Consider the following 23,731-nt stretch of genomic DNA (forward strand, 5'->3'; position numbering starts at 1 on the left):
GGTTCAAACGAATTAAGGTCCAGGGATCATTCCAAAAAGGACTGACCTCGGCCCAAACGGTCGGAATAGCGTGGTCAACCTTTCACATAACGGCTCGGTACTTCACCCAGCACGCGCTTGAACATGGCGCCGAAGGCATTGCCGTTGGCGTAACCCAACTCCCGGGCGATCTGCCCCAGCGGATGGCCCTGGGCCAATTGACACACCGCTTCGGCGATACGCAGTTGCTGGCGCCACTGGTTGAAGCTCAAGCCGGTTTCATCGCGAAAACGTCGGCGCAAGGTACGCACGCTGGCGCCGATGCGTTCGCTCCAGTCTTCGAGGGTGGCCGGGTTGGCGGGGTTGTCGAGCAGCAGTTCGCAGACCTTGAGCAGGCGTTTGTCGCGGGGCAGCGGCAGGCTGCAGCCTTCGGTGGGCGGGGCCTGGATCAGGCGCTGCAGCAGCAGCGGGGTGATCAGCGCGGTATCCGCTTCGGGTTCGAGCAGCACCAGGATCAGTTCGCGCAACAGCGGCTCGACCTTGATCAAGCGGCAGGTCAGCCAGTGGGCTGGCAGTTGGTCACTCTCCACATACAGGGCGCGCATGGCGACGTCGCCGACCATATGCAATTCATGGTCGACCCCCGGCGCGATCCAGAAACCGTAGCCGGGCGGAATGGTCCAGGCCCCCAGGCGGGTCAGTACGCGGATAACCCCCGCGGTCGCATGCACCAGTTGCCCGTATTCATGGCTGTGCCAGATTTCCCGCGCACCGTTGACATAGTCATAGGCCCTGGCCTGGGCCGGTTCAGTGAAACGACCGTGCTGCTCGGCAAAGCGTTTGCGCCAGATATTGTCCATTACGAATGGAATTCCAGAGAAGTGGCTTGAACGGCCATTAATTGACCCCTTTGCACAGAAGAATGACCGACCAGCGAATGAGATTCAATATTAAATAAGACGCATTATCAAAAAATAACGCTTCTGCGAAGGAATCAGTCATGCCGCTCGCTTTGTCTTCGTCCGGGTTCTGTCTCTCTGGATTGGCCTCGGTCCTGCTGTTGTTGAACTCCCCGGCCTGGGCCGACGAGGCGCCGCTGACCCTGGGCACCACTGCGGTGACCGCCAGCGAGGATGAACCGGCTGCCGGTCCGGTGCCGGGCTACGTGGCGCGCAAGACCGTGGTCGGGACCAAGACCGCGGCCAGCTTGCTGGAAACCCCGCAATCGATCTCGGTGGTGACCCGCCAGCAGATGGACGACCAGGCCGCGCAGACCCTCGACCAGGCGTTGCGCTATACCCCGGGCGTCTATTCCCAGGACAACGACCTGCGTTTCGACCAGCTGTCGATTCGCGGTTTCGATGCCGATTCCTACCTGGACGGACTCAAGCTCAACCGTACCACCTGGTTCGCCAACCCGCGTATTGACCCTTGGTTCCTCGAGCGTGTCGATGTCCTGCGCGGACCGGCCTCGGTGCTCTACGGGCAAAGCGGGCCGGGCGGGTTGGTGGACATGCAGAGCAAACAGCCGACGGACACGCCATTGCACGTGATCCAGGTCGGGGTCGGCAATGACGATCGTTACCAGGCCGGCTTCGATCTGGGTGGGCCGCTGGACGACCAGGGCAAGTTCAGCTATCGCCTGACGGGCCTGGGACGGATGGCCGATACCCAGACCGATCATATCCAGGAACAGCGTTTTGCCATTGCCCCGGCGGTGAGTTGGCAGATCGACGAGGACACTCGCCTGACGGTTCTGGCCAGCTATCAATACGACCCGCAAGGCGGCCTGTTCAACCCGGTTCCGGTGTACGGCTCGGTATTGCGCAATCCCAACGGCAACCTGAGCCCGAGCGACTACCTGGGCGACCCGAATCGCGACCGTTTCAAGCGCACCCAGTTTTCCCTTGGCTACCAGTTCAGCCACCGCTTCAACGATACCTGGACCTTCCGCCAGAACGCCCGTTACATGCACGACGATGTCGACTACTACCAGACCTCCCTGACCGGCCCCCTGGACGCCGACCTGCAGACCGCGCCGTTGTGGGCCAACGTCAACGACGAACACCTGGGCCAGTTCGCGCTGGATAACCAGTGGCAGGCCGATTTCGACACCGGGGCGATCAAGCACTCGGTACTCATGGGCGCCGACTGGCAGCGCCTGCAACAGCAGATCAGCCGCGGCGGTCAGTACTTCCCGAGCGCGATCAATATCTACAACCCGAACTTCAGTGCCTTGCCGACAGTGCCGGTGACCACGTCGCAATACACCACCCAGAGCCAGTTCGGCGCCTATCTGCAGGATCAGCTCAGCCTCGACCACTGGCGCTGGCTGATCGGCGCCCGCCAGGACTGGGCGACCACCTATGACAACCAGGATGCCAAGTTGACCGGGGTGAACCTGAGCAACACCCGCCAGCGCGACAGCAAACTCACCTGGCGTTCGGGCCTGAGCTATGTCTTCGACAATGGCCTGGCGCCCTATGTCAGCTACAGCGAATCGTTCCAGCCCCAGGTCGGTACCAACCGCGAGGGCAAGACCTTCGTGCCGACCACCGGCAAGCAGTATGAAGCCGGCATCAAGTACCAGCCCGTCGGCTCGCGCAGCCTCTACAGTGCGGCGGTGTTCGACCTGCGCCAGCAGAACGTCCTGACCACCGATGACGTGGACCCGAACTATTCGACCCAGAAGGGGGAAATCCGCTCCCGTGGCCTGGAACTGGAAGCCCATACCGAACTGACCGACAACCTCAGCCTGATTGGTTTCTACACCTGGATGGACCAGCGTGTCGTGCACTCCAACGACGGCGACCAGGGCGAGCATCCCACCGGCATTCCTGGCGAAAGCGCGTCATTGTGGGCCGACTACACCTTCCATGACGGAGCCCTCAAGGGCGTCGGCTTCGGCGGCGGAGCGCGCTACTTCGGGGTCAGCTACGGCAGCTCCGACAATCAGCTGAAGGTACCGGCGCGAACCCTGTTCGACGCCTCGGCCCACTACGACCTCGAACATTGGCGCCTGGCCCTCAATGCCAGCAACCTGTTCAACAAGGAATACCTGGCCTCTTGCAGCAACGGCTTCCTCTGCTACTGGGGCGCGACCCGCACGCTCCAGGCCAGCGCGACCTATCGCTGGTAAGTGCGCGAGTCCCTGGCGGTTTGTATCGGACTGTGTATGAGCCGGCTCTGGAAACATTGACTTAAGCTTGAGCGCCATCGGGACACAGAGGAGATACAGACGGGCGTTTAACTACGTCTACCCAATCCCCTCCGTGAGGAATAGAGCATGTCTCTCGAAAGCGTTTTTTATGCCGGCCAGACTTCCGTGACCGGCGGCCGTGAAGGTCGCGCCCTCTCTACCGATGGCGCGCTGGATCTGCCGTTGTCCACGCCCCGCGAACTGGGCGGTGGCGGTGGCCCGGGTACCAACCCCGAGCAACTGTTCGCCGCCGGTCACTCGGCCTGTTTCCTGGGGGCCATGAAGTTGGCTTCGATTCAAGCCAAGGTCAGCCTGCCGGAGACCACCCGGGTGACCAGCAAGGTCGGCCTGGGCAAAGATGCCGCCGGCAACTATGGCCTTGAGGTCGAATTGCGCATCGCTATCCCGGGATTCTCCCGCGAGCAGGCGCAGGCCCTGGTGCATAGCGCCCACCAGACCTGCCCGTACTCGCGGGCCATTCGCGGCAACGTCGATGTCACGTTGATCGTCGAGGATTGACCGATGGCCGGGTTGCGACGCGTGGCGGGTTATACGGCAGTGTTGGCGGCGCTGGTTATTGCAGGCGGTGCAGGCACTTCTTCCCGGGTTTCCGAACGGATCGAGCAAGGCCTGTTGCGAACGGTCTCGACGGTGACCGATTACATCGTCGCCAGGGTCAGCGCGCAATCCACCGTCGAACGTCCGATGCCGTCCCTTTCCGGGGCGGTCGAGTGGCTCAATTCCGAACCCCTGAGCCGCGAGTCACTGCGCGGCAAGGTGGTGCTGGTGGACTTCTGGACCTACGAGTGCATCAACTGCCTGCATGTGCTGCCTCACGTCAATCAGTGGGCGAAAAAGTATGCAGGGGATGGCTTGGTGGTGATTGGGGTCCACACCCCTGAATATGCCGAGGAAAAGATTCCGGACAATGTCCGCCGGCAGGTCAAGCGGCTCGGCATCGACTACCCGGTGGCCATCGACAGCGACTACAAGATCTGGCATGCCTTCGATAACCAGTACTGGCCGGCGCATTACCTGATCGATGCCAAGGGGCAGGTGCGCTACAGCCATTTTGGCGAAGGCGCCTACGCCGAGCAGGAGGCGGCGATTCAGGTGTTGCTGGAGGAAGCCAAGGCCGCGGGGTCAGTCGGCAACCCGGGTTGAGCGGCTGAGGCGGATCGCAACGCCTCGGGGCTGATATGCGCCGAGAATGTATTAATCTAGGCGTCTTCATTGGCAGGCAGTACAAACCGGATGAATATCAACAGTACCGATCTCAACTTGCTCAAGGTCTTCGAGGCCCTGCATGACGAGGGCAGCGCCAGTCGTGCGGCGTTGCAGCTCGGGCTGACCCAATCGGCGGTCAGTGCGGCCTTGAATCGCCTGCGGGCCATGTACGGCGATCAACTCTTCGTCCGGACCGGCCGGGGCTTGGCGCCAACCCTGATCGCCAACCAGCTCAAGCCGGTGATCTCCGATGCCTTGAACAAATGTCGGCAGAGTTTTTCCCTGGTGCAGCCGAACCTGGCCAGCTACGAGGGACGCTCGGTCACCCTCGGCCTGTCCGACGACTTTGAAATTGCCCTCGGTCGCCAGCTGATTGAAGTTGTGGCGCAGCGGGCGAAAAATCTGCGGCTGATCTTCCGCCAGACCCATAGCCAGATCGCGGTCAATGCCTTGATGGAGCGCCAGTTCGATCTGACCATTACCGCCGGCGGCATTCCCAATCGGCTGCTGGGTCGGCATCTGCTCGGGGAGGGCGGTTATGCCTGCCTGGTGGATCGCGCCAGCCTGGGCGACAAGACCACCCTCGATCTGCAGGACTACGTGGCCCGCGAGCACATCCTGATTTCATCGGGTGGCTTTATCGGCATCGTCGACGAGGGGCTGGCGGCCAGGGGCTTGAGCCGCAAGGTGGTCACCGCCACTACGCATTTCTCGGCACTGCCTTTCCTGTTGAAGGGCTCGTCGGCGGTCGCGACCCTGCCCACCCATGCGGCCCGGGCGATCGCCCAACTGTGCGATATGCAGATGGTCCCGTGTCCCATCGATCTGCCGCACTATCCCATCGAGCTGGGCTGGCGTACCCATGCGCAGACCGATGCTGCGGTGCAACTGGTCAAGCAGGCGATTATCGACAGCTTTGCGCTCTGAGGCGGTTCCCAAGGTCCTGGGAGGAGAGGAGGCTGATTAATTGTGAAACGGTCTGGATTTTTCCCATGCCACTTTCGTCAGTGAGTAACACCGGGAGGCTGTGGGTACGGCCGAGATTTTCAATTCGGCCTCATACAGGAACACCGCCCCCAGTTTCATCGTGGCCTTTTGAGAACGAATATTCGCCGGACCGATGTGAAAATAGACTTCGTCAAAGGCTGAAAACGCATGCTCGATCATCAGCTTTTTCAGCTCGAAGTTGCTGGCGCCGCCCCACTTTTCCCGTATCAGGAACGTGAAGCCGATGGCGATGCACTCAGGCCTATCGGGCGGGCTGTAGAAGCTGGAGGTTCCAACCATTCTTGCCGAGCTTGCGTCATACACCACCAGCGCCTTTTTCGTCGATAACAAGGTGCTGAAGTAGGCTTCGAATTCAGGCTTTTTATAACGTTCCTTCGCGGGATGGCCGGCCCATATCTCGGGGTCTTTCGCCGCCTCGTAAAGCGCTTCAAAGTCATCCTGCTTCAGCGGTTTGAGCAAGAGGGTGGGGCCAACCAGCACGGGTTGGTAGTCGAGTTTTTCAGCGCTCATCATCACGTCCATTGGAAAATGACACCCCCGCAAACCGGGCCGTCAGGTGAAGGGCGTTACAGGTTTTTCGACGCGGGCAGGGGGCCAGTCTAGAGCGGTCACTTTTCCGGGCAAGGTCCATTGGGGCGTGAATTGACAGGGCCAATCCTGTGGCGGTTCAGTCGTTGCGGCAAAGCGCTGCAGTCCATTCACGCCTGATGCAGACTGCGCTCAAGCTGTTGTAAGTCTTTATTCAACCGAATGCGCAAAGAGCGGATAAATTGCCGGGCGTTTTCTGGCAGCGGCTTGCCGGGGCGGAAAACCAAGAGGCTGGCAAAGCGCACGTCCACGCTAAACGGCTTAACCACCAGCCCTCTGTTGATGAAGTCGAACACCGCAACCGGATTTACGAAACCGACACCGACGCCTAGCAGAGCCAACTCACACAACGTATGCGAGTAAGCGGTCTCGACGCGGATCTTCAGTTCTACCCCTTCATCGCGCAAGGTGCTTTCCAAGCGATGACGGCTGCTGTCTTCCGGGTTCAATGCGAGAAAGTCCACGCCAGCCAGATCTTGCGGATAGATCATCCGTCGTTTTGCCAACGGGTGCGACGCATGCATCACGATCACCCCGATGCTGTCGAGAAAATCCGAGTGTTCAAGGCCTGCGACCGGCATTTCGTCGGCCATCAGCCCGAAGTCGCACTGGCCCGACGAAACCTGTTGATGCACCTCTTTGGAGCTCAATACTCGCAGCGAGACCTGAATATCGCGCTTGACCAAGTCGAAATCCGCCAAGGCACGTGGCAGAAACGAATTGCCCAATGCAGGGTGCACAGCCACGGTCAGGCGACCGATGCCCAGGTTCCGCAGGCTTTTAAGACGGTGCTCGATGGCCTCGAAGCCAACGAACAACTGATCAACATCAACCATCAGTGCCATGGCCTCCTGGGTTGGCACCAGGCGTCCTCTGGCCCGTACGAACAATTGCAGGTCAGCACCTTCTTCCAGCTTTCGTATCGCCTGGCTGACCGCAGGCTGGGAAATACCCAGCATGGTAGCTGCCTTGCTGGTTGTACCAGCGGTCATCACCGCACGAAATACCTCGATTTCACGAATTCCCATGATCATCACTCTATAAGTTTTACTTATAGAGTAAATAAGTTTTGATCTTGTTGCGAGGTTTCCCGCGCCCCTAAAATCAACTCACGTTCAGCGGCCTCATAGGGCTCCAATATCATGAGTTTTACCGATCACGCCAATAACCCTTATGCCAGCCTGTCCCCCGCAGTGTGGCGAGGCTCGACAGTGGTTTTCGACACCTTCGAAGACTTCGTCGGCCGCAAATCCCGTCAGCCCGATGGTTACAGCTACGGCATCACCGGCACCCCGACCGCTCGTGGTCTGGAAGCACGCATTGCGCAGCTTGAAGGTGGCAAGCATTGCATCGTAACGCCGTCGGGCGCCTCGGCACTGATGACCACCGTGATGGGGTTCGTCCGTGCCGGCGATCACCTGCTGATCTCGGAATCGTGCTACGGCGCGCTAAAGACCTTCGGTGACAAGTGGCTGGCAAAGCTGGGGGTCGAGATCGAGTTCTACCCACCGACGCTCAATACCGGCATCGAGACGTTGATCAAACCCAACACCAGGATGATCTGCATGGAGGCCCCAGGCACCGTCACCATGGAGATGCAGGACATCGATGGGATCACCGCCATCGCCCGTCGTCGCGGGGTTATGACGATGATGGACAACACTTGGGCAAGCCCTTTGTACTTCCGCCCGCTGGAGCATGGCGTCGATTTTTCCATCGAAGCGGCGACCAAATTCTTTGGAGGCCACTCCGACGTACTGATGGGCAGCATCAGCCTAAACGACGAAAGTCACTATGCCATCCTGCGTGAAACCCAGAGCATCCTCGGCCAGTCGGTCAGCCCGGAAGACTGCTTTCTAGTGATGCGCGGCTTGGACACTCTGAAGGTGAGGCTGACTGAGCAAAGTCGCAACACCCTGCGAATCGCGCGTTGGCTGCAAGACCAGCCCATGGTCGAGCAGGTGTTGTTTCCAGCACTGGAAAGTGATCCGGGCCATGCCATCTGGCGTGAGCAGTTCCAAGGCAATGGCTGCCTGTTCTCGATAATCCTCAAGCCGGCATCGGAAGCGACCTTCGGCGCGTTCTTCAACGCCCTGCGGCATTTCCCGATCGGTGCCAGTTGGGGCGGCACCCACAGTCTGGTGGCCTACTATCCAGCCAGCCAACAGCAAGCACGCCGGTTTTCGCCGACCGATCAACCCATCGTGCGGATTTCTATCGGGCTCGAGGACCCTGACGTGCTAATCGGCGATCTCGAAACGGCCCTGGGTTGTTATGCAAATGCCCGGCTCGAACAGGTCGCGTCCTAAGCTTCATCAGGTAGGTGGGCTTTAGATGCCACCACCTGATCAATACTCGAACTGCTGCCGTCTTTCGCTGCGAATGAACCCGCAGCCACTTGAATTGAAAGGATGGATTATGAAAACAATCACCAGCATTCGATTCGCGCTCTCTTTTTTCGCCCTGGTTGCTGCGGGCCTGAACATGGCGAGCGCCGATGACACCCTGGCAACCATCAAGCAACGTGGCGAGATCCGCATTGCCAATACGCAGTCCAGCCCGCCTTGGAGCTTCATCGACGATCAGAACAACCCGACGGGCTATGATGTGGCCGTGGCCCAGGAAGTGGCCAAACGCATCGGGATACCGAAAGTGGTATTCATCGCCGACAACTTCAAGAACTTCGTCGAAGGCCTCAACACCGACAAATACGACCTGGTCATGAACGACCTGACGCCAACGCCGGAGCGCACCCAGCAGGTCGATTTCTCCGAGCCTTACGGGGTCGAGGAATTCCGCATTTTTCTGCTCGACAAGAACACTGACATTCACGAGCGTGCTGACCTGGCCGGCCGCTCGGTGGGCGTGACGGCGGGAACCAGCAACGAGTCTTGGTCCCGCAAACACCTGACGGAGTCGGATATCCGCACCTACGACAACGGCGGCCTGGTGTTCGATGACCTGACCAACGGGCGTCTGGACGTAGTGATCTCCTCTTGGTTCGGAGGTGAAAGGTATCGTCTTGCCAACCACCTGCCACTCAAGGCCGTGGGCGCCCCGCTGACCTATCAGCTTTCTGCCGCCGCCATGCGCAAAGGCAGCGACAGCCTCAAGGCGGCCGTCGACAAGGCGATTGGCGAAATGATCGCCGATGGCACCATCGACGCATATAGCCGCAAATTTATCGGGCCTGACTACCAGATGACTGCCGATATCAAAAAAGCGCTGGTGGAGGAATAACCTGATGTTGGAATTATTCCTGCGTACCTGGCCGCTACTGAAAACAGCGGTTCTGGTGACGCTCGGCCTTGGCTTGGGGGCGTTCATCCTCGGCAGCGTGCTCGGTATGGGCGTCGCCCTGCTGCGGAACTCGCCGCTGCGCTTGTTGCGTTCGATCGCCTTCATGTACGTGTCTATCTTCCGTGGCACACCGCTGCTGGTGCAGATCCTGCTGATCTACTTCGGCTTGCCGCACTACGGCATCACGCTGTCGCCGATTCCTTCGGCGTTGCTGGCCCTGACGCTGTTTTCGGCTGCCTATCTGAGCGAGAACTTTCGCTCGGGGATCAACGCGGTCGATCCGGGGCAATGGGAAGCGTCGCTGGCAATGGGCATGGGCTATTGGACTTGCCTGCGCCGTATCATCCTGCCCCAAGCCTTGCGCATTGCGTTGCCATCGGTGGGTAGCCGGTTGATCGCGCTCATCAAAGACACCTCCTTGGCCTCGACCATCACCGTCGTTGAAATGACCCGGGTTGCCGAACAGGTCGGCGCCTCGACCTTCCGCTACATGGAAATGTTCTTGATGATTGGCTTGGTCTACTGGCTGATCAACCAGGTGCTGACATTGATCCAGACCTATTTAGAAGGCCGCATGACGAGGCGCTACCGATGAGCCAGACGAAAATCCAAGTCACCGCCTTGGCCAAAGCCTTCGGTGCCAATGCCGTGCTAAAGCACGTCGACCTCAAGATCCAAGCTGGCGAAGTGGTGGTGATTCTCGGTCCTTCCGGCTCAGGCAAGACCACCCTGTTGCGCTCGCTCAACTTTCTCGAGCAACCGGATAGCGGGACGCTGGAAATCTGCGGCCATCGCGTCGAGATCAGGGCCGGAAAAGGCCTGAGTCGTTCTGACAAAAAGGAAATCGCCAGCCTGCGACAGAAGACAGCCATGGTGTTTCAGTCCTTCAACCTGTTCCCGCATCTGACGGCACTGGAAAACGTTATTGAAGGCTTGATCAGTGTGAAAAAAGTCCCCAGGGAGCAAGCGCTAAGCAAAGGCCGCGCTCTGCTGAAGCAGGTCGGGTTGGCGGAAAAAGAGGACAACTACCCAGCGCGACTGTCCGGGGGGCAGAAACAGCGCGTGGCCATCGCCCGAGGTTTATCCATGGATCCGGAAGTGATCTTTTTTGACGAGCCCACCTCGGCCCTGGACCCGGAATTGCGCGATGAAGTCCTCACCGTCATGCGCAACCTGGCCAACGCGGGTATGACCATGCTGGTAGTGACTCATGAGTTGCGCTTCGCCCAGGAGGCTGCCGACCGCGTGATATTCATGGAAGGCGGCGTGGTTGTGAGGGACTCGACCACCCAGGAATTTTTCCAACCGGACAGCGGAGAGCGAATTCAGCAGTTTCTCAACCGCTACTGAATAGTCGGGATGTATACCCTGTCGCTTAGCAAAGGGGATGGATTTATTGAATAAGTTCGTTCCCTTTTTCCTTCATATTGAGGATTTCAGGAAGCGGCGTTCATGGTCGGGAGTGGGCAGCAAACACTGGTCGTACTGTCCGAACAGCCGATATCGGTTCAGCGCGATGCGGTCGTAGGCCCAGTCCCGCAGGCGCCCTGGGCATAAACGCAACAGGCCCAGGGGGCGCCAGATCCCCGGCAACTGGGTGACGACTTCAAAAAACGCATCCGACCGCACCCAATATCGGTGATCACGAATCACGGCCATGGTATCGAATTGATCCACTGGCATTCCCGCCCAGGCCAGCAAGGCCTGGCCCTCGGGCGATTGCACTGCCGCCAGTCGTACACGTTGGTGCCGGTCGTGGCGAATCAGGAACCGCGCCCAGCCATTGCACAGCTTGCACACCCCGTCGAACAGAACGACCGTTTCGCCTGGTAAAAGCAGTGGCGCTGCGGTGGGGCGGGTCAGGGATCGTGGCATGACACGGGGACTCAGAGAGGAGGTGGTGGGGATCATAGCGGTGTGGTTTGGCAAATGTCTGTAATCGACTGCTCGTAGCCGGTCAGAGCCGGCAGAGATCGGCCAAAAAGCGTGCATTCAGAGCATAAAGATTTAGTCTTTCTACTGCTCTAAGTTTTCCATGCTGAAACACGATCTTCGTATTTGAATACTTCATATGCGGGCACTCGCCCATTTAGCATAACTGGCACGTTTATCCCGCTTCGGTCGCCGTATTCTGGAGGGTAAACCATCCAATCGATATCGTAATACCACCAGCCACTGTCAGAGTCGTTGGTTTTTTTTAATGCACAAGCGTGAAATTGAGGCTCGGCATATGGATATGCCCTGAGCATTTCGAGAACAGAGAGCCTGGACGCTGCGATTGCTTCTCGCGGAGGCAGCGGCGGAAAATCTTCACTTTCGAGCCATGGAGGATCGTTGGTGCCATCGTTGCTTCCGACGGAAAATTTAAAAACAAGTTCTTCAAAATAATAGGAGTAAATTTTTAGCATCGTAGACTCTGATCAGAACTAAGTATTTGTCAGGAAATTCGAGTAGACAGAGCAAGGGGGCGACTTATTAAAAGTACCCAATAAATCTGCCCCCTTTGTCGAGAATTTACTTCTTCATGTCCTCCATCAGCTTGCCGACCACCAGATCAGACACGTGGGCAAAAGCGGTTCGCAGGGCTTCAGGGTTAGTCACGTATTGCTCGGGGGTATATCCAATGGTATTGGCGCCATTGAATACCGAAATAGTTGCGAAATTTCGCCATACCGAGGCGCCGTCACGTTTCATGGAACCGTTGACGCCAATGACGGGGTACAACGTGGTGCTGAGGTTTTTCAAGCAAAGCCCCCACTGCATGACCATGATTTCGACCTCGGCATCCGCATGCTCGCTATCAGCGACGATGGTGAATAGATGCTCTTGCCTGACACGATCGTCAAAACTCTTGCGGACCAATTTGCCCAAGTCAATGTCGTTGGTTTGCATGTTGTTCAGGATTGCCCGAGAGACGTCCTTGGTCGCGACATCGGCAACTTTCGTTCCTGCCACTGCACCCACACCAGTCGAGGCGTTCGTCCCGACGCTCGAAGCTCCGGTGAGCATTCCAGTCGCCGCGCCAGCACCCGCACCGAGGCCGGCGCCCCAGGCTTGATTCATACTCGTGTAGTTGAAGTTGTCTACCGCAACAAATACCGGAAGAATTTTTATGGTCTTGATTTGCTGACGGTCTTCAATGCTTAGATTCTTGGTTATACATCCGGAAAGCAAAGCAAGTACGCCCACTGTGATGATTCGCTTCTTCATTTGAATTGGTAAACCATTTGCGTAGGTGAGTGGGATATCGTCCGCAGGGCCACTTTCTTGAGTTTTGTAACGACCGGGCACTGGATGTCGGCGCGCAACGCCTTGCGCTTCAAGTGCTTGATGCACCAGGTTGTGCTTATCTCAGCGTGGTAAAACGTGCTCGCTGCATGACGCATCGGGCGCTCTTTTCTACTGGTGATGACTCCGTCGTGATCACCGCAAATCAGCAGATTTCGAACCAGAGGATCGAACATTGAAAGTCCATTTCGTCATGCACGAAGCGTTCGAAGGGCCCGGTGCGTTTGAGGATTGGGTCAAGACTCGCGGTTATCGCGCGAGCTATTCCCGCGTCTACCAGCACGATGTCCTGCCAGACAGCGCAGACTCGTTCGACCTGCTGGTGATATTGGGCGGCCCGCAAAACCCGGCGACCACACAGGAACAGTGCCCGCATTTCAATGCCAAGGCTGAGCAGCAATTCATCAGTAAAGCCATTGCAGCCAAACGCGCGGTAGTGGGGGTTTGCCTGGGCGCTCAACTGCTCGGTGAGGCGCTGGGCGCGGCTTTTGGCCACAGCCCTGAAAGCGAGATCGGGAAATTCCCGATTGCCTTGACGGATGACGGCTTGAACAACCCCAAGGTGTCTCACTTCGGAAAAACGCTGGCAGTGGGTCATTGGCACAACGACATGCCCGGTCTCACCCAGGAGGCAAAGATCCTCGCTTACAGCGAAGGTTGCCCGCGTCAAATCATCGAGTACAGCAACCTGGTCTACGGTTTCCAGTGCCACATGGAATTCACCAGGGAGGTTGTGGAGTGGTTGATTGAATCATCGGAAGCGGAGCTGGCAACCCTGTCTGACAAACGTTTCGTTCAACAGCCTCAAGCGTTAAGAGCCAACCATTACGATGAAATGAACCAGAACCTGTTTGTATTTTTGGACAAGCTCATCGCCGATTACCGGTCGAAATAAAGTATTGAGGCGAGGGCACCACAGGTGTTGTCTAGTGTCTCGATTTGTTAATCCATTTACTCATTCTGGTGGGCGCCGAAATTACGTGGCGAGTGGGCTTGCCCACGCTCGGCTGCGTAGCAGCCGCAAAACCTGTCACTTCATCGTATCTGATGTACCGCACTCGTTGTTTTTGGGGCCGCTTCGCGGCCCAGCGCGGGCAAGCCCGCTCGCCACAACATGGGACCTTGAGGTAAATGAACTAACTATACGGGCCACTATCGTTCTTCGCAGCGGGGCGGTCTCACCGGCAAAAACGGGAAGCTTGGCTTCCCGTTCCACTTTCAACACCCGGTCAGTCGTTGACGCTGACGGGCTGCTTGTCCAGAACCGAATCCACCCACCACTGTGCCATCTCGATCAGATGCACTACACCCATGGCCACCTTACGGTTCGAGCCGGCCTGGTTGTCGGCATTTTCATAGGCGGTGGCGGCTGCGGATTGGAGGATCGAGTAGGCGTTGACGAGGGCTTCTTCCTGGCTGGTTGCTCCAGGCATATGACCCCGTTGCGATACGGCACGGGCAGGTTTCGAGCGGGCTTCCGGCCCTAGGTTGTAGTGGGATAAGGCACGGTCGACGGCGTTGGTGTCGAGGGTTTCGGCGTTGGTGGTGGCAGGCGGGTTGGGGGTGATTTTGAACATGGCGTAGCTCCTGTGATGTATGGACTACCACCAACTGCTGTCAAACAGTAAGGGTGGCAGCTGTACGTAGGTTGACAGACCGGACACAGGTGACCCGGCGCACCCGAAGATGCCCTGCGCACAGCCGCCATAACACGCAACGACAGGCATAAGAAAAGCGCCTGCAATGGTGGTTGGGGCGCTGTTTGCGCCTGTGAGTTTCAGTCTGTCAAAACCGAGTCACCGAATCTGCGGTGACAAGATGGAGACTAGTTCACTGCAAATGGCAGGCGCAAGCGGTCAGGATTTTCTAGGAAATTTCAGTCAAGGGAAAGAGAGATCTCTTGCGAGCCTTGAAATCTCGGGTTGTTTGGGGACGATGTTAGGCAGCGTTAGCTTGAGAAGTTTTGATCGCCATTAACCCGCAGCTCCACCTTGGTATTAGCCAATACAGCCCCATAACTACGCCTGTATCCATTGAGCGGAAGGACAGACCATGACCAACCAAACCGAAACCGCCATCCTCGCCGGCGGCTGCTTCTGGGGCATGCAGGACCTGTTGCGGCGCTACCCCGGCGTGCTGCACACGCGAGTCGGCTACACCGGCGGCGATGTGCCAAATGCCACCTACCGCAACCATGGTAACCATGCAGAAGCGATTGAGATCGTCTTTGATCCTGCGGTGATGACCTACCGCCAGATTCTGGAGTTCTTTTTCCAGATCCATGACCCCAGTACGCCTAACCGGCAGGGCAATGACCTTGGGCCAAGCTATCGTTCGGCGATTTATTACCTCAGCGAACAGCAACGGGACATTGCCGAAGATACCGCTGCTGACGTAGATGCCTCAAAGTTGTGGCCAGGCCGTGCGGTCACCGAAATAGAGCCGGCGGGGCCGTTTTGGGAAGCGGAACCGGAGCATCAGGATTACCTGGAGCGGATACCCAATGGCTATACCTGCCACTTCATACGCCCGAACTGGAAACTGCCAAAACGTGCCTGAGCGTTGGCGACGCTGGAGGAAAATGGGGTAGATCACCGAGCCAAAGAGGATAGATTTATTGGGTTTTAATACATCTATCCCCTTTGCCCTTTGCCCTTTGCCCTTTGCTGCTAGCGAATTGGAAGCAGCACGCCGAACACGACGAAGAACCCACCGCAGACACGATTGAAGCGCCGGCCTGCGCGTGCCAGCCAGGGGCGCACGCGGTGCGCGGCGCTTGCCACACCGAACTCCACCACAAACTCCACCACCGCATAGGTCAGCGCCATGATCACTGTCTGGATCAGCAGGTTCTGGTGCGGATCGATAAAGGGCGTGATGAACGCTGTAAACAGCAGGAGCGCCTTGGGGTTGGAGAGGGCAGACAGCAGGCCTTGGCGAAAGAGCGACCCGTTGCTCGAACTTGAAAGGTCGCCCAGGGCAAACGTCACCGGCTCCGACCGCCAGAGATTGATGCCAAGCCAGATGAGATAGAGCCCGCCGACGATCTTCAAAGCGGTCAGCCAGAGCATCGATGCCTTCAGCAGGGCGGCCAGGCCGAGCACACATAACGCGATCATTGCAACAAACCCGAGGACACCACCGCTAATCGTGAAGAGGGTCTTCCTGTTGCCATGCAGCGCGCCATGGGTGAGCGCGAGCAGTGCGTTGGGGCCGGGAACGACCGCGATGCCACAACAGGTCAGCAGATAAAGCAGCCAGGTATCGAATTGCATGATGTCTCCAGAGTGAATGCTGCCGGTGGCGCACCAGCGGATCATCCGAAGTCTTTGGCTGGACGAAAAGCGCATAATATGGCAATTAGCTATTCGTTTATCGAATGCAGGAGTGGCGCTGATGTCGCCTCGGGATCTACAGATCGATTGGCTTAAATGCTTTGTCGCAGCGGTTGATACCGGCTCACTGTCGAGTGCTGCCACCGAAGTGCACAGGTCGCAATCTGCGGTCAGCATGCAGCTCAAGAAACTCGAAGCGGCGCTCGGCCATCAAGTGCTGAACCGGGGGCCTCGGCACCTTCAGTTGACTGAAGAGGGTCAAACGCTGCTGGGATATGCGCGGCGGATGCTGGCTTTACATGCCGAGACACAGGCTGCCTTCTGGGGCGAGGAATTGACCGGGCGAATTCGCCTGGGAGTAGCAGAAGACTACGTGGCGCATTACCTCACGCCGGTCCTGAAGCGGTTTGCGCCACGGCATGGCGGCGTCGAAATCGAGCTGACCTGCGAGCAGTCAACCACGCTGATTCCCCGCGTGATGGCCGGTGATCTGGATCTGGCGCTGGTGTCGCGCGACAACCCCCGACGTGGTGCCTTTCTCTTCCAGGAGCCCATGGTCTGGGTGGGATCTGCGCAGTTCGATCTGTGGCGACGCGACCCGTTGCCGATTGCGGTCTACGAGTCGGCCAGCCTGGCACGTCGCTGCGCCGTCGACTGTCTTGCCCTTCAAGGGCGCCGGTACAAGGTCGTCTACAACAGTTCGAGCTTGGCGGGCCAGATCGCGGCGGTTGAAAGCGGCATTGCCGTGGCAGTGCTCACCCGCTGCACGGTGCCGCCGCACCTTCAGATACTGGGGCGCGAACATGATCTGGGGCCATTGGATTCCATGGACGTTGCGGTCTATCGAAGCAAGGCGTCGCAGGGCTCCAAGGCTGTGGATAGCCTCAGGAGCTTTCTGATTAGAACGCTTGCTTCGTCTGCGGTGGGGTGATTAGCCAGCGCGACCGATGTGCGCTTATGGACGATTTCTTCAGGTTGCGAAGATCAGTGATCGGCCAGCCTCTGCCGGTCGCGACAGGCCGGCAGAGGCCAAAAAGAGCCAGTCGGATGCGTCCAGGAAATTAGGGACGATTCCATTAGCCGTCTGGGTCAAAACCGCATTGTTGCCTACAGTCACACTAAGCCTGCAACGAAGTCGAGCAACGCGCGGGTTTTGGCTGGCAAATGATGTCGGGAGGGATAGTAAGCATACAGCGGAAAGCGTTTATCCGACCACTCGGGGAACAGCAATGTCATCTGGTTCGAAGTGATGTAGCTCTCGATCCCCAACTCGAACATCTGCGCAATGCCTAGGCCAGCCAGGCAAGTACTGTAGAGAGTGCCTGGGTCATTCACGATCAGCGCGCCCCGTGGTTTCACAACTACCGTTTTGCGCTTTTGCTGGAACTCCCAGGCAAACGGCCTGCCTGTCACCGGTTCCCTGAACAGAATACAGCGGTGATGACCTGCCTCCAGCTCATGGGGGGTGGAGGGTTGCCCGTACCGTTGCAGGTAAGCTTGCGACGCCACGGCGAATACGCGGGTATCAAACAGCTTCCTTGCCACCAGCGACGATTCTTGCGGATGCCCGAATCGCAGTGCCAAATCGAAGCCCTCGGCGACCAGGTCGCCAAGTTCTTCCTTGCACCGCAGATCGATCTCCAACTCCGGGTGGCAATCCATAAAGGCGCCAAGGCGTGGCCCCAGGACAAGCTGTGCAAACAGCGGATCAACGTTCACTCGCAGTCGCCCGTGGATTTTCTGCGCATCCCCGGCAACGTTGCCAGTGATCTCTGTCAACGCACTGATAAGCGGCATCACCTGCTCGTAAAAGTGACGGCCTTCGTCAGTGAGCCTTACTGATCGCGTCGTACGTTCGAAGACTCGAATACCCAACCTTGTCTCCAGTCTTGCGATCGCCCTGCTCACTCCGGACTGCGACATATCCAGAGCCTCGGCAGCCAGGCCAAAGCTCTTGGTATCGACCACTGCCGCCATGACGTCCACGCCTTCCAGCATTTGTTTGTTGAATGTTCTCATGACTCACTCCCGGGCCTGGGTGATGTTGCTTTCATACAGGTCATATGAGTCCTTGCGTCATCGCACGATCAACCGGGCGCCACACGAGATATACCAACGCATAAATGACTCACAAGCATAAATATTATGTTTTTCATGCTATCGCATTCAGATATTCAAGGCTTCACCATTCCTGCATCGCACACAGCGGATAAAACCTGTTCACACGTGTAAGGATCCTATCGATGCAAGCAACCGCTTCACATTCAGAACCCGCCCCCTTGTCGCCCCAGGCTCATACCGGGTCACAGACTCCCGGGGCAAAAACCTCCAAGGCACGAAGTATCGCGGCGGTGCTGGCGCTCAGCCTGGGCTGCTTTTCTTTTGTCAGTACAGAACTCATGCCGGTGGGCGTGCTGCCTGCGATGTCTGCCGGGCTCAATGTGTCCTTGGGCGTTGCCGGCTACCTGGTCACTATCTTCGCCTTCATCGTGGCGCTTACGGCGGCGCCGCTCACAAGTCTGCTCGGCTCAATCAACCGAAAGGCCCTTATGACGGGGCTGCTGGCCGCGTGTTTTGCCGGCAACCTGATCACCTATATGGCGTCGGATTATTTCGTGGTTTTTATCGGACGCATTGTGGTCGCTGCCGCTATAGGCGTGTTCTGGTCGACGGCCGTTGTAACGGCCGTGCATCTGGTGGCATCCCGTAACGCAGTACGTGCTACCTCCATCGTATTCGGCGGGGTGTCGCTGGCCACCGTGCTTGGCGTTCCAGCCGGCACGATGCTGGGCGATATGTACGGCTGGCGCGCCGTCTTCGCCGCGCTCTGCTTCCTCAGCCTGGCGGTATTTACTCTGATCGCCTGGACGGTTCCGGCGGTACGCATAGGGAAAGCTGCCCAGCGCGGCGCGATGATGTCGGTGCTCAGGAACGGTCGATTGCTTGCGGTTTTTGGCATCACCGCCCTGGTGGTAACAGGCAACTTTCTGGCCTACACCTACATCGCGCCTTACCTTGAGCAGATTGCAAAACAAAGTACGAGTCAGATCAGCATGCTGTTGCTGGTTTATGGGGCGGCCGGAGTCGTCACCAACTTTGCCGTAGGGCCCTTTGCCTCCAGGGCTCCACGAGCCAGCCTGGCTGTTGTAGCGACACTGTTTACGGCTAGCCTGGCCAGTTTGAATATTGCGTCAGACGGTCACCTTGCGCTCTTTGCCGCGATCGCGGCCTGGGGCGCGGCATATGGTGCGTTACCGGTATTGTTGCAAACACTGGTCTTCAAAGAGGCTTCCAGGATTCAAGGTGCAGCGGACGCCGCCACCGCTGTCAACGTATCCGTATTCAACGCCGCGATTGGCCTGGGATCACTGGTCGGCGGACTCATGATCAACCATGTCGGGCCACACCTCATTCCTTATGTCGCCGCGGCGTTTGCGCTCGCCGGGCTGGCAGCGGTGGCCGCCAGCTATAAGCGTGAAACACCCAAGCACTGAATCGAACCCCTTCATAGGTAAAAATCAAAGGTGAAGAACATGAGCAAGATTGCCGTACTGGGCCTGGGCGCAATGGGATCGCGTATGGCTAAACAATTGATGAGTGCTGGCCATTCGGTGGTGGTCTGGAACCGAACGCCCGAAGCCGCTCAGGCACTTGTCAGCCTGGGAGCACGGCAAGCGCACTCGCCTCGAGAGGCCAGCCAGGACGCCGAGTTCGTGATCGCTATGTTGCGCGACGATGACGCCTCCCGACAGGTATGGCTGGATGAAGCAACCGGTGCGCTTGCGGGCATGGCCTCCGGTACCGTGGCGTTGGAAAGCTCGACGCTCACGCCGGCCTGGATACGCGAGTTGGGTGCCCTTGCGCAACAGCACGGCGTTTCCCTGCTGGAGGCGCCGGTCTCCGGTTCCCGTGCGCAAGCGGATGCCGGGCAATTGTCCTACCTGATCGGTGGCGAGCCCCCTGTGCTCGAGCGCAGCCTCGCCGTTTTGCAGGCGATGGGCTCGAGTGTTCAGCATGTTGGCCGGTTGGGAGATGGGGCACTGGCCAAGCTTGCCACGAATGCAATGCTGGGCATCCAGGTGACTGGCCTGGCGGAGGTTGTCGGGCTGCTTAAGCGTAGCGGCGCAGATGTACCAAAGGTGCTGCAAGCCATGGCCAAGACGTCGGTATGGGCACCGGTGATGGCCTATTTGTCCAACACCATGTTGACCGAAAACTTCGCGCCGCAATTCCCCGTGGAACTGATAGAGAAGGACTTCAGTTACACCCTGAAAGAGGCAGGAGCCATAACGAATGCACCGACAATCGAGGCGGCGCACGATGTGTTTCTGAGTGCGATAGCCCAAGGCATGGGCGCCGAAAATATGACCAGTGTCGTCAAGTTGTTCACGGGGCAACATCGATAAAGACCCCCAGGTCCCCCCGTGTCGAACGGGGGGCGCAGGAGAATCAAAATGTTCGTAACGGCTATCAGTGTTGTAGAGGTTCTGACATTGCCCGGTCACTCTGAGGAGGTCGCTTCAAACCTCTCTCGGCTAGCACATCACTCACGCACTATTTCAGGCTGCCTCGATGCGGCTGTCATCTGCAGTTTCGCAAACCCGCTGCTCTGGATATTGAGCATATTCTGGGAGTGCGAAACCGCCATGCAATCCTACTTCCTGAGTGCCCCGGAAGAACCGATTGCTGACCTGTTAACTAAACGACTCATCAAGAGCATCACATTCAAAGCTTTATCGACTCTCTGAATCGCCCCAGCTTTGCAGACACTCTATGAGCGCTATTGGCTGAAAGCTGCCTACTCGCGAAGTCAGCTCTCGGCCAACAGCTGACAGTCGCATACGTCTAGAAAAGTAGCGGCGATTCAGTCTGTCACGCTTAGGTCTCTACCTAACGCCATCGAAATATTTGGAATGCAACGATCAAACACGACGACGCTCACCATTGTGGTGTCAACCTTCGTCCGGAATAACAATGCGTATCGAGCGGGTCCCAATCCTTGCCCCTGTGACCTCGTCCACGGCCACCGCCTTGATTTCTGTTCCTGTTTCTTCGTCGAAGAAGCGAGTCAGACTCCCCCCAGCACGGTGTTGGCGCCCCCATTCTCCGATCATGAAAAGCACCGGCAGGAAATCACGGCCAGCAGCAGTCAGCCGGTACTCCTCACGCGGGGGGCGCTCCGAGTAACGGTGCTTCTCCAGCAATCCCTCCTCCGTCAGCGTTGCCAGCCGCCGGGTCAGAATCGTCGGCGCTATACCCAGGCTTTTGCGGAATTGGTCAAACCGCGTGAGGCCGGCATGGGCATCTCGCAGGATCAGAATGTTCCACCCATCGCCCGCAACAGTCAGGCTACGCGCGATTGCACAGGGTTCATCGCAAAGAGTTTTATCGTTCATATCATTTAGATAGTGACTTGGGTCTGAATTGATAATAAAGTCGATTTCAAATCGATAGTAACACATCGACAATCAGCCACTCACTCCGATTGGAGCCTTTGAATCATGAACAACAACGATCCGCTTGTCGCCTTGGTCACGGGGGCTTCGTCAGGTATCGGTGAAGCCACTGCGCAACGCCTTGCCGAGGCGGGTTATAAGGTGTTCGGCACCAGCAGGCGTGTATCGACGGGCGAGCGGTCGTTCGAGATGCTGACCCTTGATGTCACCAGCGACGAATCCGTCGAGGCCTTGATCAGCGAAGTCATACGACGCGCCGGGCGCATCGACCTGCTCGTCAACAACGCCGGTTTTGGCGTCGCCCCGGCGGGCGCGGAAGAAAGCTCGATCGAACAGGCTCAATCGATTTTCGACACGAATTTTTTTGGCGTAGTGCGGATGACCCGTGCCGTCGTGCCCCATATGCGACAACAGGGGCGTGGTCGTATTCTCAATATTGGTTCTGTGCTCGGCTTTCTGCCGATGCCCTACGGCGCGCTGTATGCCGCGACCAAGCACGCTATCGAAGGCTATTGCGAATCCCTGGACCACGAATTGCGCATTTGGGGTATCCGCGTCTCGGTCATCGAACCGGCGTATACAAAAACGCCATTCGACTCGAACTTCCTGGAGCCCGACGCCAAGCTCGATATCTATCGCCAGGCGCGTGCGGTCGTCAGTAAACGCGTGAATGAGGTGATGGCAACGGCCACCGAGCCCCGTGTCGTGGCCGACGTTGTGTTGAAAGCCGCTACCGCGGCGCGTCCGAAACTGCGCTACCCGGCGGGTGCACTGGCGAGCCGCTTGCAGTGGCTGCGTCGATTTGCTCCGGCAGCTCTGGTGGACGCCGGACTGCGCAAAGACCTGCGACTTGATGCGATACCGGCACCATGAAATTGAACTTCCGAAGTCTCGCCATCCTGTGCTCAGCGATTTTTATCGGCTTGGCCTGTATGTGGTTACTGGCACCGAATTTTTTCCTGTCGCGCTGGGGCGTGGCATTCAGCGACTCGGTCGGCTTGCTCGGGCGGCGTGCATCAGCGCTGTATCTGGGCATCGGGGTGATGTTCTGCCTGGCAAGAAACGCCGAGCCATCGTCCGCCCGGTCAGCGCTGGTCACGGGCCTGGTGGTTACCTGTCTAGCGCTTGCAGCCCTCGGCGCTTTCGAGCTCCTCACCGGGCATGCCAGCGTCGGCATCCTGTCTGCCGTTGTGATCGAAGTCGCACTGGCCCTGGCGTTCCTGTATGTCGCCCGCACCGGGCGCGATAACCCTGCAACAGTAAACGAGGCCCGAGGGCAACGAACACAATGAAAGCATTCACTATTGAGCGTTACGGCGACAACCAACGCGTGCGCGCTGACGAAATACCTGAGCCGCAATTGCGCGACGACGATGTGTGGGTGCAGATCCACGCTGCCGGAGTGAACCCTCTGGATTCAAAAATCCGCGCCGGTGAGTTCAAGCTGCTTTTACCTTATCGCCTGCCCCTCGTGTTGGGCAACGAAATGGCCGGGGTGGTGATCCGGGTTGGATCGCGGGTGCAACGCTTCAAGGCGGGCGACGAGGTCTATGCCCGTCCTGATAAAGATCGAATCGGTACGTTCGCAGAGTTCATTGCAATAAGCGAAGCGGACCTGGCCCTCAAACCGACAACGCTTACGATGGAGCAAGCCGCGTCCATTCCGCTGGTTGGCCTGACCGCCTGGCAAGCGCTGGTCGAGAAAGCACAGTTGAAAAAGGGCCAAAAGGTCCTGATCCACGCAGGTTCCGGTGGTGTCGGGACGGTGGCCATTCAACTGGCCAAACATCTCGGCGCATTTGTCGCGACGACCACCAGTACGGCGAATGTGGACTGGGTGAAGGCGTTGGGGGCAGACGTCGTCATCGACTACAAGAAAGACAATTTTGAAAAAATGCTCAGCGACTATGACGTCGTCATAAACAGCCTGGACGGTGAGACGCTCAACAAGTCTTTGAACGTCCTCAAGCCCGGCGGGCAGCTTATTTCGATCTCAGGGCCGCCGGACCCCGATTTCGCAAAAGCGCTGGGTGCGTCCCGTTTCCTCGGGCTGGTGATGCGCCTGCTGAGTTATCGGATCAGGAAAAAAGCCAAACGTCGCGACGTGCGTTATTCGTTCCTGTTCATGCGGGCCAGTGGACGCCAGTTGAACGAGATCACGTCGCTTATCGAGGCAGGTGTCATACGCCCGGTCGTGGATCGAGTCTTTGCATTTGAATCGACCAAAGAGGCAATGGCCTACGTCGATACAGGGCGTGCCAAAGGCAAAGTCGTTATCAAAGTCCGATGATCAGGGGCTGCCCGCAGGCCTGCAGCGGCTGCGGGCACCGCATTCGTTCAAAAACCACATG

At 58.1% G+C, this 23,731-nt stretch carries 27 protein-coding genes and 1 pseudogene; 17 read left to right on the forward strand and 11 right to left on the reverse strand.

Going from position 1 to position 23,731, the window contains the following annotated elements; genetic code table 11:
* Positions 1–74: 74 nt before the first annotated feature.
* On the reverse strand, positions 75–839 hold the full coding sequence (locus tag HX866_RS24005; protein WP_177095146.1) for an AraC family transcriptional regulator: 765 nt from the start codon (positions 837–839) through the stop codon (positions 75–77).
* 140 nt (positions 840–979) lie between these two features.
* Here HX866_RS24005 and HX866_RS24010 point away from each other — a divergent pair, with 140 nt between their 5' ends.
* The 4 genes and pseudogenes from HX866_RS24010 to HX866_RS24025 all read left to right on the forward strand — a co-directional run bounded on the left by HX866_RS24010 (position 980) and on the right by HX866_RS24025 (position 5,332).
* Positions 980–3,118, forward strand: a complete 2,139-nt coding sequence (locus tag HX866_RS24010; RefSeq protein WP_177105519.1) for a TonB-dependent siderophore receptor — start codon at positions 980–982, stop codon at positions 3,116–3,118.
* Between the two features lie 147 nt (positions 3,119–3,265).
* Positions 3,266–3,697, forward strand: a complete 432-nt coding sequence (locus tag HX866_RS24015; protein WP_177095148.1) for an organic hydroperoxide resistance protein — start codon at positions 3,266–3,268, stop codon at positions 3,695–3,697.
* Positions 3,698–4,342 (forward strand): annotated as a pseudogene (locus HX866_RS24020) (thioredoxin family protein); the annotation flags it as partial. It abuts the gene before it with no gap.
* 90 nt (positions 4,343–4,432) lie between these two features.
* Positions 4,433–5,332: a LysR family transcriptional regulator gene (locus HX866_RS24025; protein ID WP_177140524.1), complete on the forward strand. Its 900-nt coding sequence runs from the start codon at positions 4,433–4,435 to the stop codon at positions 5,330–5,332.
* Positions 5,333–5,368: 36 nt separating this feature from the next.
* On the opposite strand, the gene HX866_RS24030 is transcribed toward HX866_RS24025, so the two are convergent.
* Complete coding sequence (locus tag HX866_RS24030) at positions 5,369–5,923, reverse strand: GNAT family N-acetyltransferase (RefSeq protein WP_177140525.1); 555 nt, start codon at positions 5,921–5,923, stop codon at positions 5,369–5,371.
* Positions 5,924–6,111: 188 nt separating this feature from the next.
* Entirely contained in the window at positions 6,112–7,029 is a 918-nt protein-coding gene (locus HX866_RS24035) for a LysR substrate-binding domain-containing protein (RefSeq protein WP_177095160.1), read from the reverse strand.
* Between the two features lie 114 nt (positions 7,030–7,143).
* On the opposite strand from HX866_RS24035, the gene metC reads away from it, so the two are divergent.
* Genes metC through HX866_RS24055 form a run of 4 tightly spaced genes read left to right on the forward strand, consistent with a single transcriptional unit; the run spans position 7,144 to position 10,651 of the window.
* Positions 7,144–8,310 (forward strand): cystathionine beta-lyase, encoded by a 1,167-nt coding sequence (gene metC, locus HX866_RS24040; RefSeq protein ID WP_177095161.1) that lies wholly within the window; start codon positions 7,144–7,146, stop codon positions 8,308–8,310.
* A gap of 25 nt (positions 8,311–8,335) precedes the next feature.
* Positions 8,336–9,241: a transporter substrate-binding domain-containing protein gene (locus HX866_RS24045; RefSeq protein ID WP_218179293.1), complete on the forward strand. Its 906-nt coding sequence runs from the start codon at positions 8,336–8,338 to the stop codon at positions 9,239–9,241.
* Positions 9,242–9,248: 7 nt separating this feature from the next.
* Positions 9,249–9,896 carry an amino acid ABC transporter permease gene (locus tag HX866_RS24050; RefSeq protein WP_218179753.1) on the forward strand — a complete coding sequence of 216 codons (648 nt, stop codon included), beginning with the start codon at positions 9,249–9,251 and terminating at the stop codon, positions 9,894–9,896.
* Entirely contained in the window at positions 9,893–10,651 is a 759-nt protein-coding gene (locus tag HX866_RS24055; RefSeq protein ID WP_177095163.1) for an amino acid ABC transporter ATP-binding protein, read from the forward strand. Before HX866_RS24050 ends, HX866_RS24055 begins: the two co-directional genes overlap by 4 nt.
* A gap of 72 nt (positions 10,652–10,723) precedes the next feature.
* Here HX866_RS24055 and HX866_RS24060 read toward each other — a convergent pair whose 3' ends face one another.
* The 4 genes from HX866_RS24060 to HX866_RS24075 all read right to left on the reverse strand — a co-directional run bounded on the left by HX866_RS24060 (position 10,724) and on the right by HX866_RS24075 (position 12,765).
* Positions 10,724–11,176: a thiol-disulfide oxidoreductase DCC family protein gene (locus tag HX866_RS24060; RefSeq protein ID WP_177095164.1), complete on the reverse strand. Its 453-nt coding sequence runs from the start codon at positions 11,174–11,176 to the stop codon at positions 10,724–10,726.
* Between the two features lie 149 nt (positions 11,177–11,325).
* On the reverse strand, positions 11,326–11,709 hold the full coding sequence (locus HX866_RS24065) for a hypothetical protein (RefSeq protein ID WP_177095166.1): 384 nt from the start codon (positions 11,707–11,709) through the stop codon (positions 11,326–11,328).
* Between the two features lie 106 nt (positions 11,710–11,815).
* On the reverse strand, positions 11,816–12,511 hold the full coding sequence (locus tag HX866_RS24070; RefSeq protein WP_177095167.1) for a hypothetical protein: 696 nt from the start codon (positions 12,509–12,511) through the stop codon (positions 11,816–11,818).
* A complete protein-coding gene (locus HX866_RS24075; protein WP_177095168.1) occupies positions 12,508–12,765 on the reverse strand; it encodes a hypothetical protein in 258 nt (85 codons plus the stop codon). Before HX866_RS24075 ends, HX866_RS24070 begins: the two co-directional genes overlap by 4 nt.
* Between HX866_RS24075 and HX866_RS24080 the strand changes: the two genes are divergently transcribed.
* Positions 12,765–13,484 carry a type 1 glutamine amidotransferase gene (locus HX866_RS24080; RefSeq protein WP_177124358.1) on the forward strand — a complete coding sequence of 240 codons (720 nt, stop codon included), beginning with the start codon at positions 12,765–12,767 and terminating at the stop codon, positions 13,482–13,484. The genes HX866_RS24075 and HX866_RS24080 overlap by 1 nt on opposite strands.
* Before the next feature lie 334 nt (positions 13,485–13,818).
* Here HX866_RS24080 and HX866_RS24085 read toward each other — a convergent pair whose 3' ends face one another.
* Positions 13,819–14,166 (reverse strand): DUF6124 family protein, encoded by a 348-nt coding sequence (locus HX866_RS24085; protein WP_177095170.1) that lies wholly within the window; start codon positions 14,164–14,166, stop codon positions 13,819–13,821.
* 475 nt (positions 14,167–14,641) lie between these two features.
* Between HX866_RS24085 and msrA the strand changes: the two genes are divergently transcribed.
* Complete coding sequence (gene msrA, locus HX866_RS24090) at positions 14,642–15,148, forward strand: peptide-methionine (S)-S-oxide reductase MsrA (RefSeq protein ID WP_177095171.1); 507 nt, start codon at positions 14,642–14,644, stop codon at positions 15,146–15,148.
* 110 nt (positions 15,149–15,258) lie between these two features.
* Here the strand turns inward: msrA and HX866_RS24095 are convergent, their stop codons facing one another.
* A complete protein-coding gene (locus HX866_RS24095; RefSeq protein WP_177095172.1) occupies positions 15,259–15,864 on the reverse strand; it encodes a LysE family translocator in 606 nt (201 codons plus the stop codon).
* Between the two features lie 121 nt (positions 15,865–15,985).
* Between HX866_RS24095 and HX866_RS24100 the strand changes: the two genes are divergently transcribed.
* Entirely contained in the window at positions 15,986–16,855 is an 870-nt protein-coding gene (locus HX866_RS24100; RefSeq protein ID WP_177095345.1) for a LysR family transcriptional regulator, read from the forward strand.
* Between the two features lie 182 nt (positions 16,856–17,037).
* Here the strand turns inward: HX866_RS24100 and HX866_RS24105 are convergent, their stop codons facing one another.
* Complete coding sequence (locus HX866_RS24105) at positions 17,038–17,943, reverse strand: LysR family transcriptional regulator (protein WP_177095174.1); 906 nt, start codon at positions 17,941–17,943, stop codon at positions 17,038–17,040.
* Positions 17,944–18,167: 224 nt separating this feature from the next.
* On the opposite strand from HX866_RS24105, the gene HX866_RS24110 reads away from it, so the two are divergent.
* Genes HX866_RS24110 through HX866_RS34885 form a run of 3 tightly spaced genes read left to right on the forward strand, consistent with a single transcriptional unit; the run spans position 18,168 to position 20,672 of the window.
* Positions 18,168–19,418: an MFS transporter gene (locus HX866_RS24110; RefSeq protein ID WP_218179754.1), complete on the forward strand. Its 1,251-nt coding sequence runs from the start codon at positions 18,168–18,170 to the stop codon at positions 19,416–19,418.
* Positions 19,419–19,457: 39 nt separating this feature from the next.
* Positions 19,458–20,330: an NAD(P)-dependent oxidoreductase gene (locus HX866_RS24115; RefSeq protein WP_177095176.1), complete on the forward strand. Its 873-nt coding sequence runs from the start codon at positions 19,458–19,460 to the stop codon at positions 20,328–20,330.
* 48 nt (positions 20,331–20,378) lie between these two features.
* A complete protein-coding gene (locus HX866_RS34885; RefSeq protein WP_371316795.1) occupies positions 20,379–20,672 on the forward strand; it encodes an antibiotic biosynthesis monooxygenase in 294 nt (97 codons plus the stop codon).
* Positions 20,673–20,876: 204 nt separating this feature from the next.
* Here the strand turns inward: HX866_RS34885 and HX866_RS24120 are convergent, their stop codons facing one another.
* A complete protein-coding gene (locus HX866_RS24120) occupies positions 20,877–21,386 on the reverse strand; it encodes a winged helix-turn-helix transcriptional regulator (protein ID WP_256344987.1) in 510 nt (169 codons plus the stop codon).
* A gap of 39 nt (positions 21,387–21,425) precedes the next feature.
* Between HX866_RS24120 and HX866_RS24125 the strand changes: the two genes are divergently transcribed.
* The 3 genes from HX866_RS24125 to HX866_RS24135 are packed head-to-tail and all read left to right on the forward strand — an operon-like array spanning position 21,426 to position 23,670.
* Positions 21,426–22,253 (forward strand): oxidoreductase, encoded by an 828-nt coding sequence (locus tag HX866_RS24125; protein WP_177095178.1) that lies wholly within the window; start codon positions 21,426–21,428, stop codon positions 22,251–22,253.
* Positions 22,250–22,672 carry a hypothetical protein gene (locus HX866_RS24130; RefSeq protein ID WP_177095180.1) on the forward strand — a complete coding sequence of 141 codons (423 nt, stop codon included), beginning with the start codon at positions 22,250–22,252 and terminating at the stop codon, positions 22,670–22,672. The genes HX866_RS24125 and HX866_RS24130 overlap by 4 nt, the downstream gene beginning before the upstream one ends.
* Positions 22,669–23,670, forward strand: coding sequence for an NADP-dependent oxidoreductase (locus HX866_RS24135; protein WP_177095182.1), 1,002 nt, complete (start codon positions 22,669–22,671; stop codon positions 23,668–23,670). The genes HX866_RS24130 and HX866_RS24135 overlap by 4 nt, the downstream gene beginning before the upstream one ends.
* Positions 23,671–23,731: the final 61 nt, after the last annotated feature.

This window comes from Pseudomonas gingeri (assembly GCF_013386165.1).
Taxonomy (GTDB): domain Bacteria; phylum Pseudomonadota; class Gammaproteobacteria; order Pseudomonadales; family Pseudomonadaceae; genus Aquipseudomonas; species Aquipseudomonas gingeri_C.

Bases quoted from the DNA above. Each gene is read 5' to 3' on its own strand.
- HX866_RS24005 (WP_177095146.1), bottom strand. From the start codon at position 839: ATGGACAATATCTGGCGCAAACGCTTTGCCGAGCAGCACGGTCGTTTC.
- HX866_RS24010 (WP_177105519.1), top strand. From the start codon at position 980: ATGCCGCTCGCTTTGTCTTCGTCCGGGTTCTGTCTCTCTGGATTGGCC.
- HX866_RS24015 (WP_177095148.1), top strand. From the start codon at position 3,266: ATGTCTCTCGAAAGCGTTTTTTATGCCGGCCAGACTTCCGTGACCGGC.
- HX866_RS24025 (WP_177140524.1), top strand. From the start codon at position 4,433: ATGAATATCAACAGTACCGATCTCAACTTGCTCAAGGTCTTCGAGGCC.
- HX866_RS24030 (WP_177140525.1), bottom strand. From the start codon at position 5,923: ATGAGCGCTGAAAAACTCGACTACCAACCCGTGCTGGTTGGCCCCACC.
- HX866_RS24035 (WP_177095160.1), bottom strand. From the start codon at position 7,029: ATGGGAATTCGTGAAATCGAGGTATTTCGTGCGGTGATGACCGCTGGT.
- metC (WP_177095161.1), top strand. From the start codon at position 7,144: ATGAGTTTTACCGATCACGCCAATAACCCTTATGCCAGCCTGTCCCCC.
- HX866_RS24045 (WP_218179293.1), top strand. From the start codon at position 8,336: ATGCCACCACCTGATCAATACTCGAACTGCTGCCGTCTTTCGCTGCGA.
- HX866_RS24055 (WP_177095163.1), top strand. From the start codon at position 9,893: ATGAGCCAGACGAAAATCCAAGTCACCGCCTTGGCCAAAGCCTTCGGT.
- HX866_RS24060 (WP_177095164.1), bottom strand. From the start codon at position 11,176: ATGCCACGATCCCTGACCCGCCCCACCGCAGCGCCACTGCTTTTACCA.
- HX866_RS24065 (WP_177095166.1), bottom strand. From the start codon at position 11,709: ATGCTAAAAATTTACTCCTATTATTTTGAAGAACTTGTTTTTAAATTT.
- HX866_RS24070 (WP_177095167.1), bottom strand. From the start codon at position 12,511: ATGAAGAAGCGAATCATCACAGTGGGCGTACTTGCTTTGCTTTCCGGA.
- HX866_RS24075 (WP_177095168.1), bottom strand. From the start codon at position 12,765: ATGTTCGATCCTCTGGTTCGAAATCTGCTGATTTGCGGTGATCACGAC.
- HX866_RS24085 (WP_177095170.1), bottom strand. From the start codon at position 14,166: ATGTTCAAAATCACCCCCAACCCGCCTGCCACCACCAACGCCGAAACC.
- msrA (WP_177095171.1), top strand. From the start codon at position 14,642: ATGACCAACCAAACCGAAACCGCCATCCTCGCCGGCGGCTGCTTCTGG.
- HX866_RS24095 (WP_177095172.1), bottom strand. From the start codon at position 15,864: ATGCAATTCGATACCTGGCTGCTTTATCTGCTGACCTGTTGTGGCATC.
- HX866_RS24100 (WP_177095345.1), top strand. From the start codon at position 15,986: ATGTCGCCTCGGGATCTACAGATCGATTGGCTTAAATGCTTTGTCGCA.
- HX866_RS24105 (WP_177095174.1), bottom strand. From the start codon at position 17,943: ATGAGAACATTCAACAAACAAATGCTGGAAGGCGTGGACGTCATGGCG.
- HX866_RS24110 (WP_218179754.1), top strand. From the start codon at position 18,168: ATGCAAGCAACCGCTTCACATTCAGAACCCGCCCCCTTGTCGCCCCAG.
- HX866_RS24115 (WP_177095176.1), top strand. From the start codon at position 19,458: ATGAGCAAGATTGCCGTACTGGGCCTGGGCGCAATGGGATCGCGTATG.
- HX866_RS34885 (WP_371316795.1), top strand. From the start codon at position 20,379: ATGTTCGTAACGGCTATCAGTGTTGTAGAGGTTCTGACATTGCCCGGT.
- HX866_RS24120 (WP_256344987.1), bottom strand. From the start codon at position 21,386: ATGTGTTACTATCGATTTGAAATCGACTTTATTATCAATTCAGACCCA.
- HX866_RS24125 (WP_177095178.1), top strand. From the start codon at position 21,426: ATGAACAACAACGATCCGCTTGTCGCCTTGGTCACGGGGGCTTCGTCA.
- HX866_RS24130 (WP_177095180.1), top strand. From the start codon at position 22,250: ATGAAATTGAACTTCCGAAGTCTCGCCATCCTGTGCTCAGCGATTTTT.
- HX866_RS24135 (WP_177095182.1), top strand. From the start codon at position 22,669: ATGAAAGCATTCACTATTGAGCGTTACGGCGACAACCAACGCGTGCGC.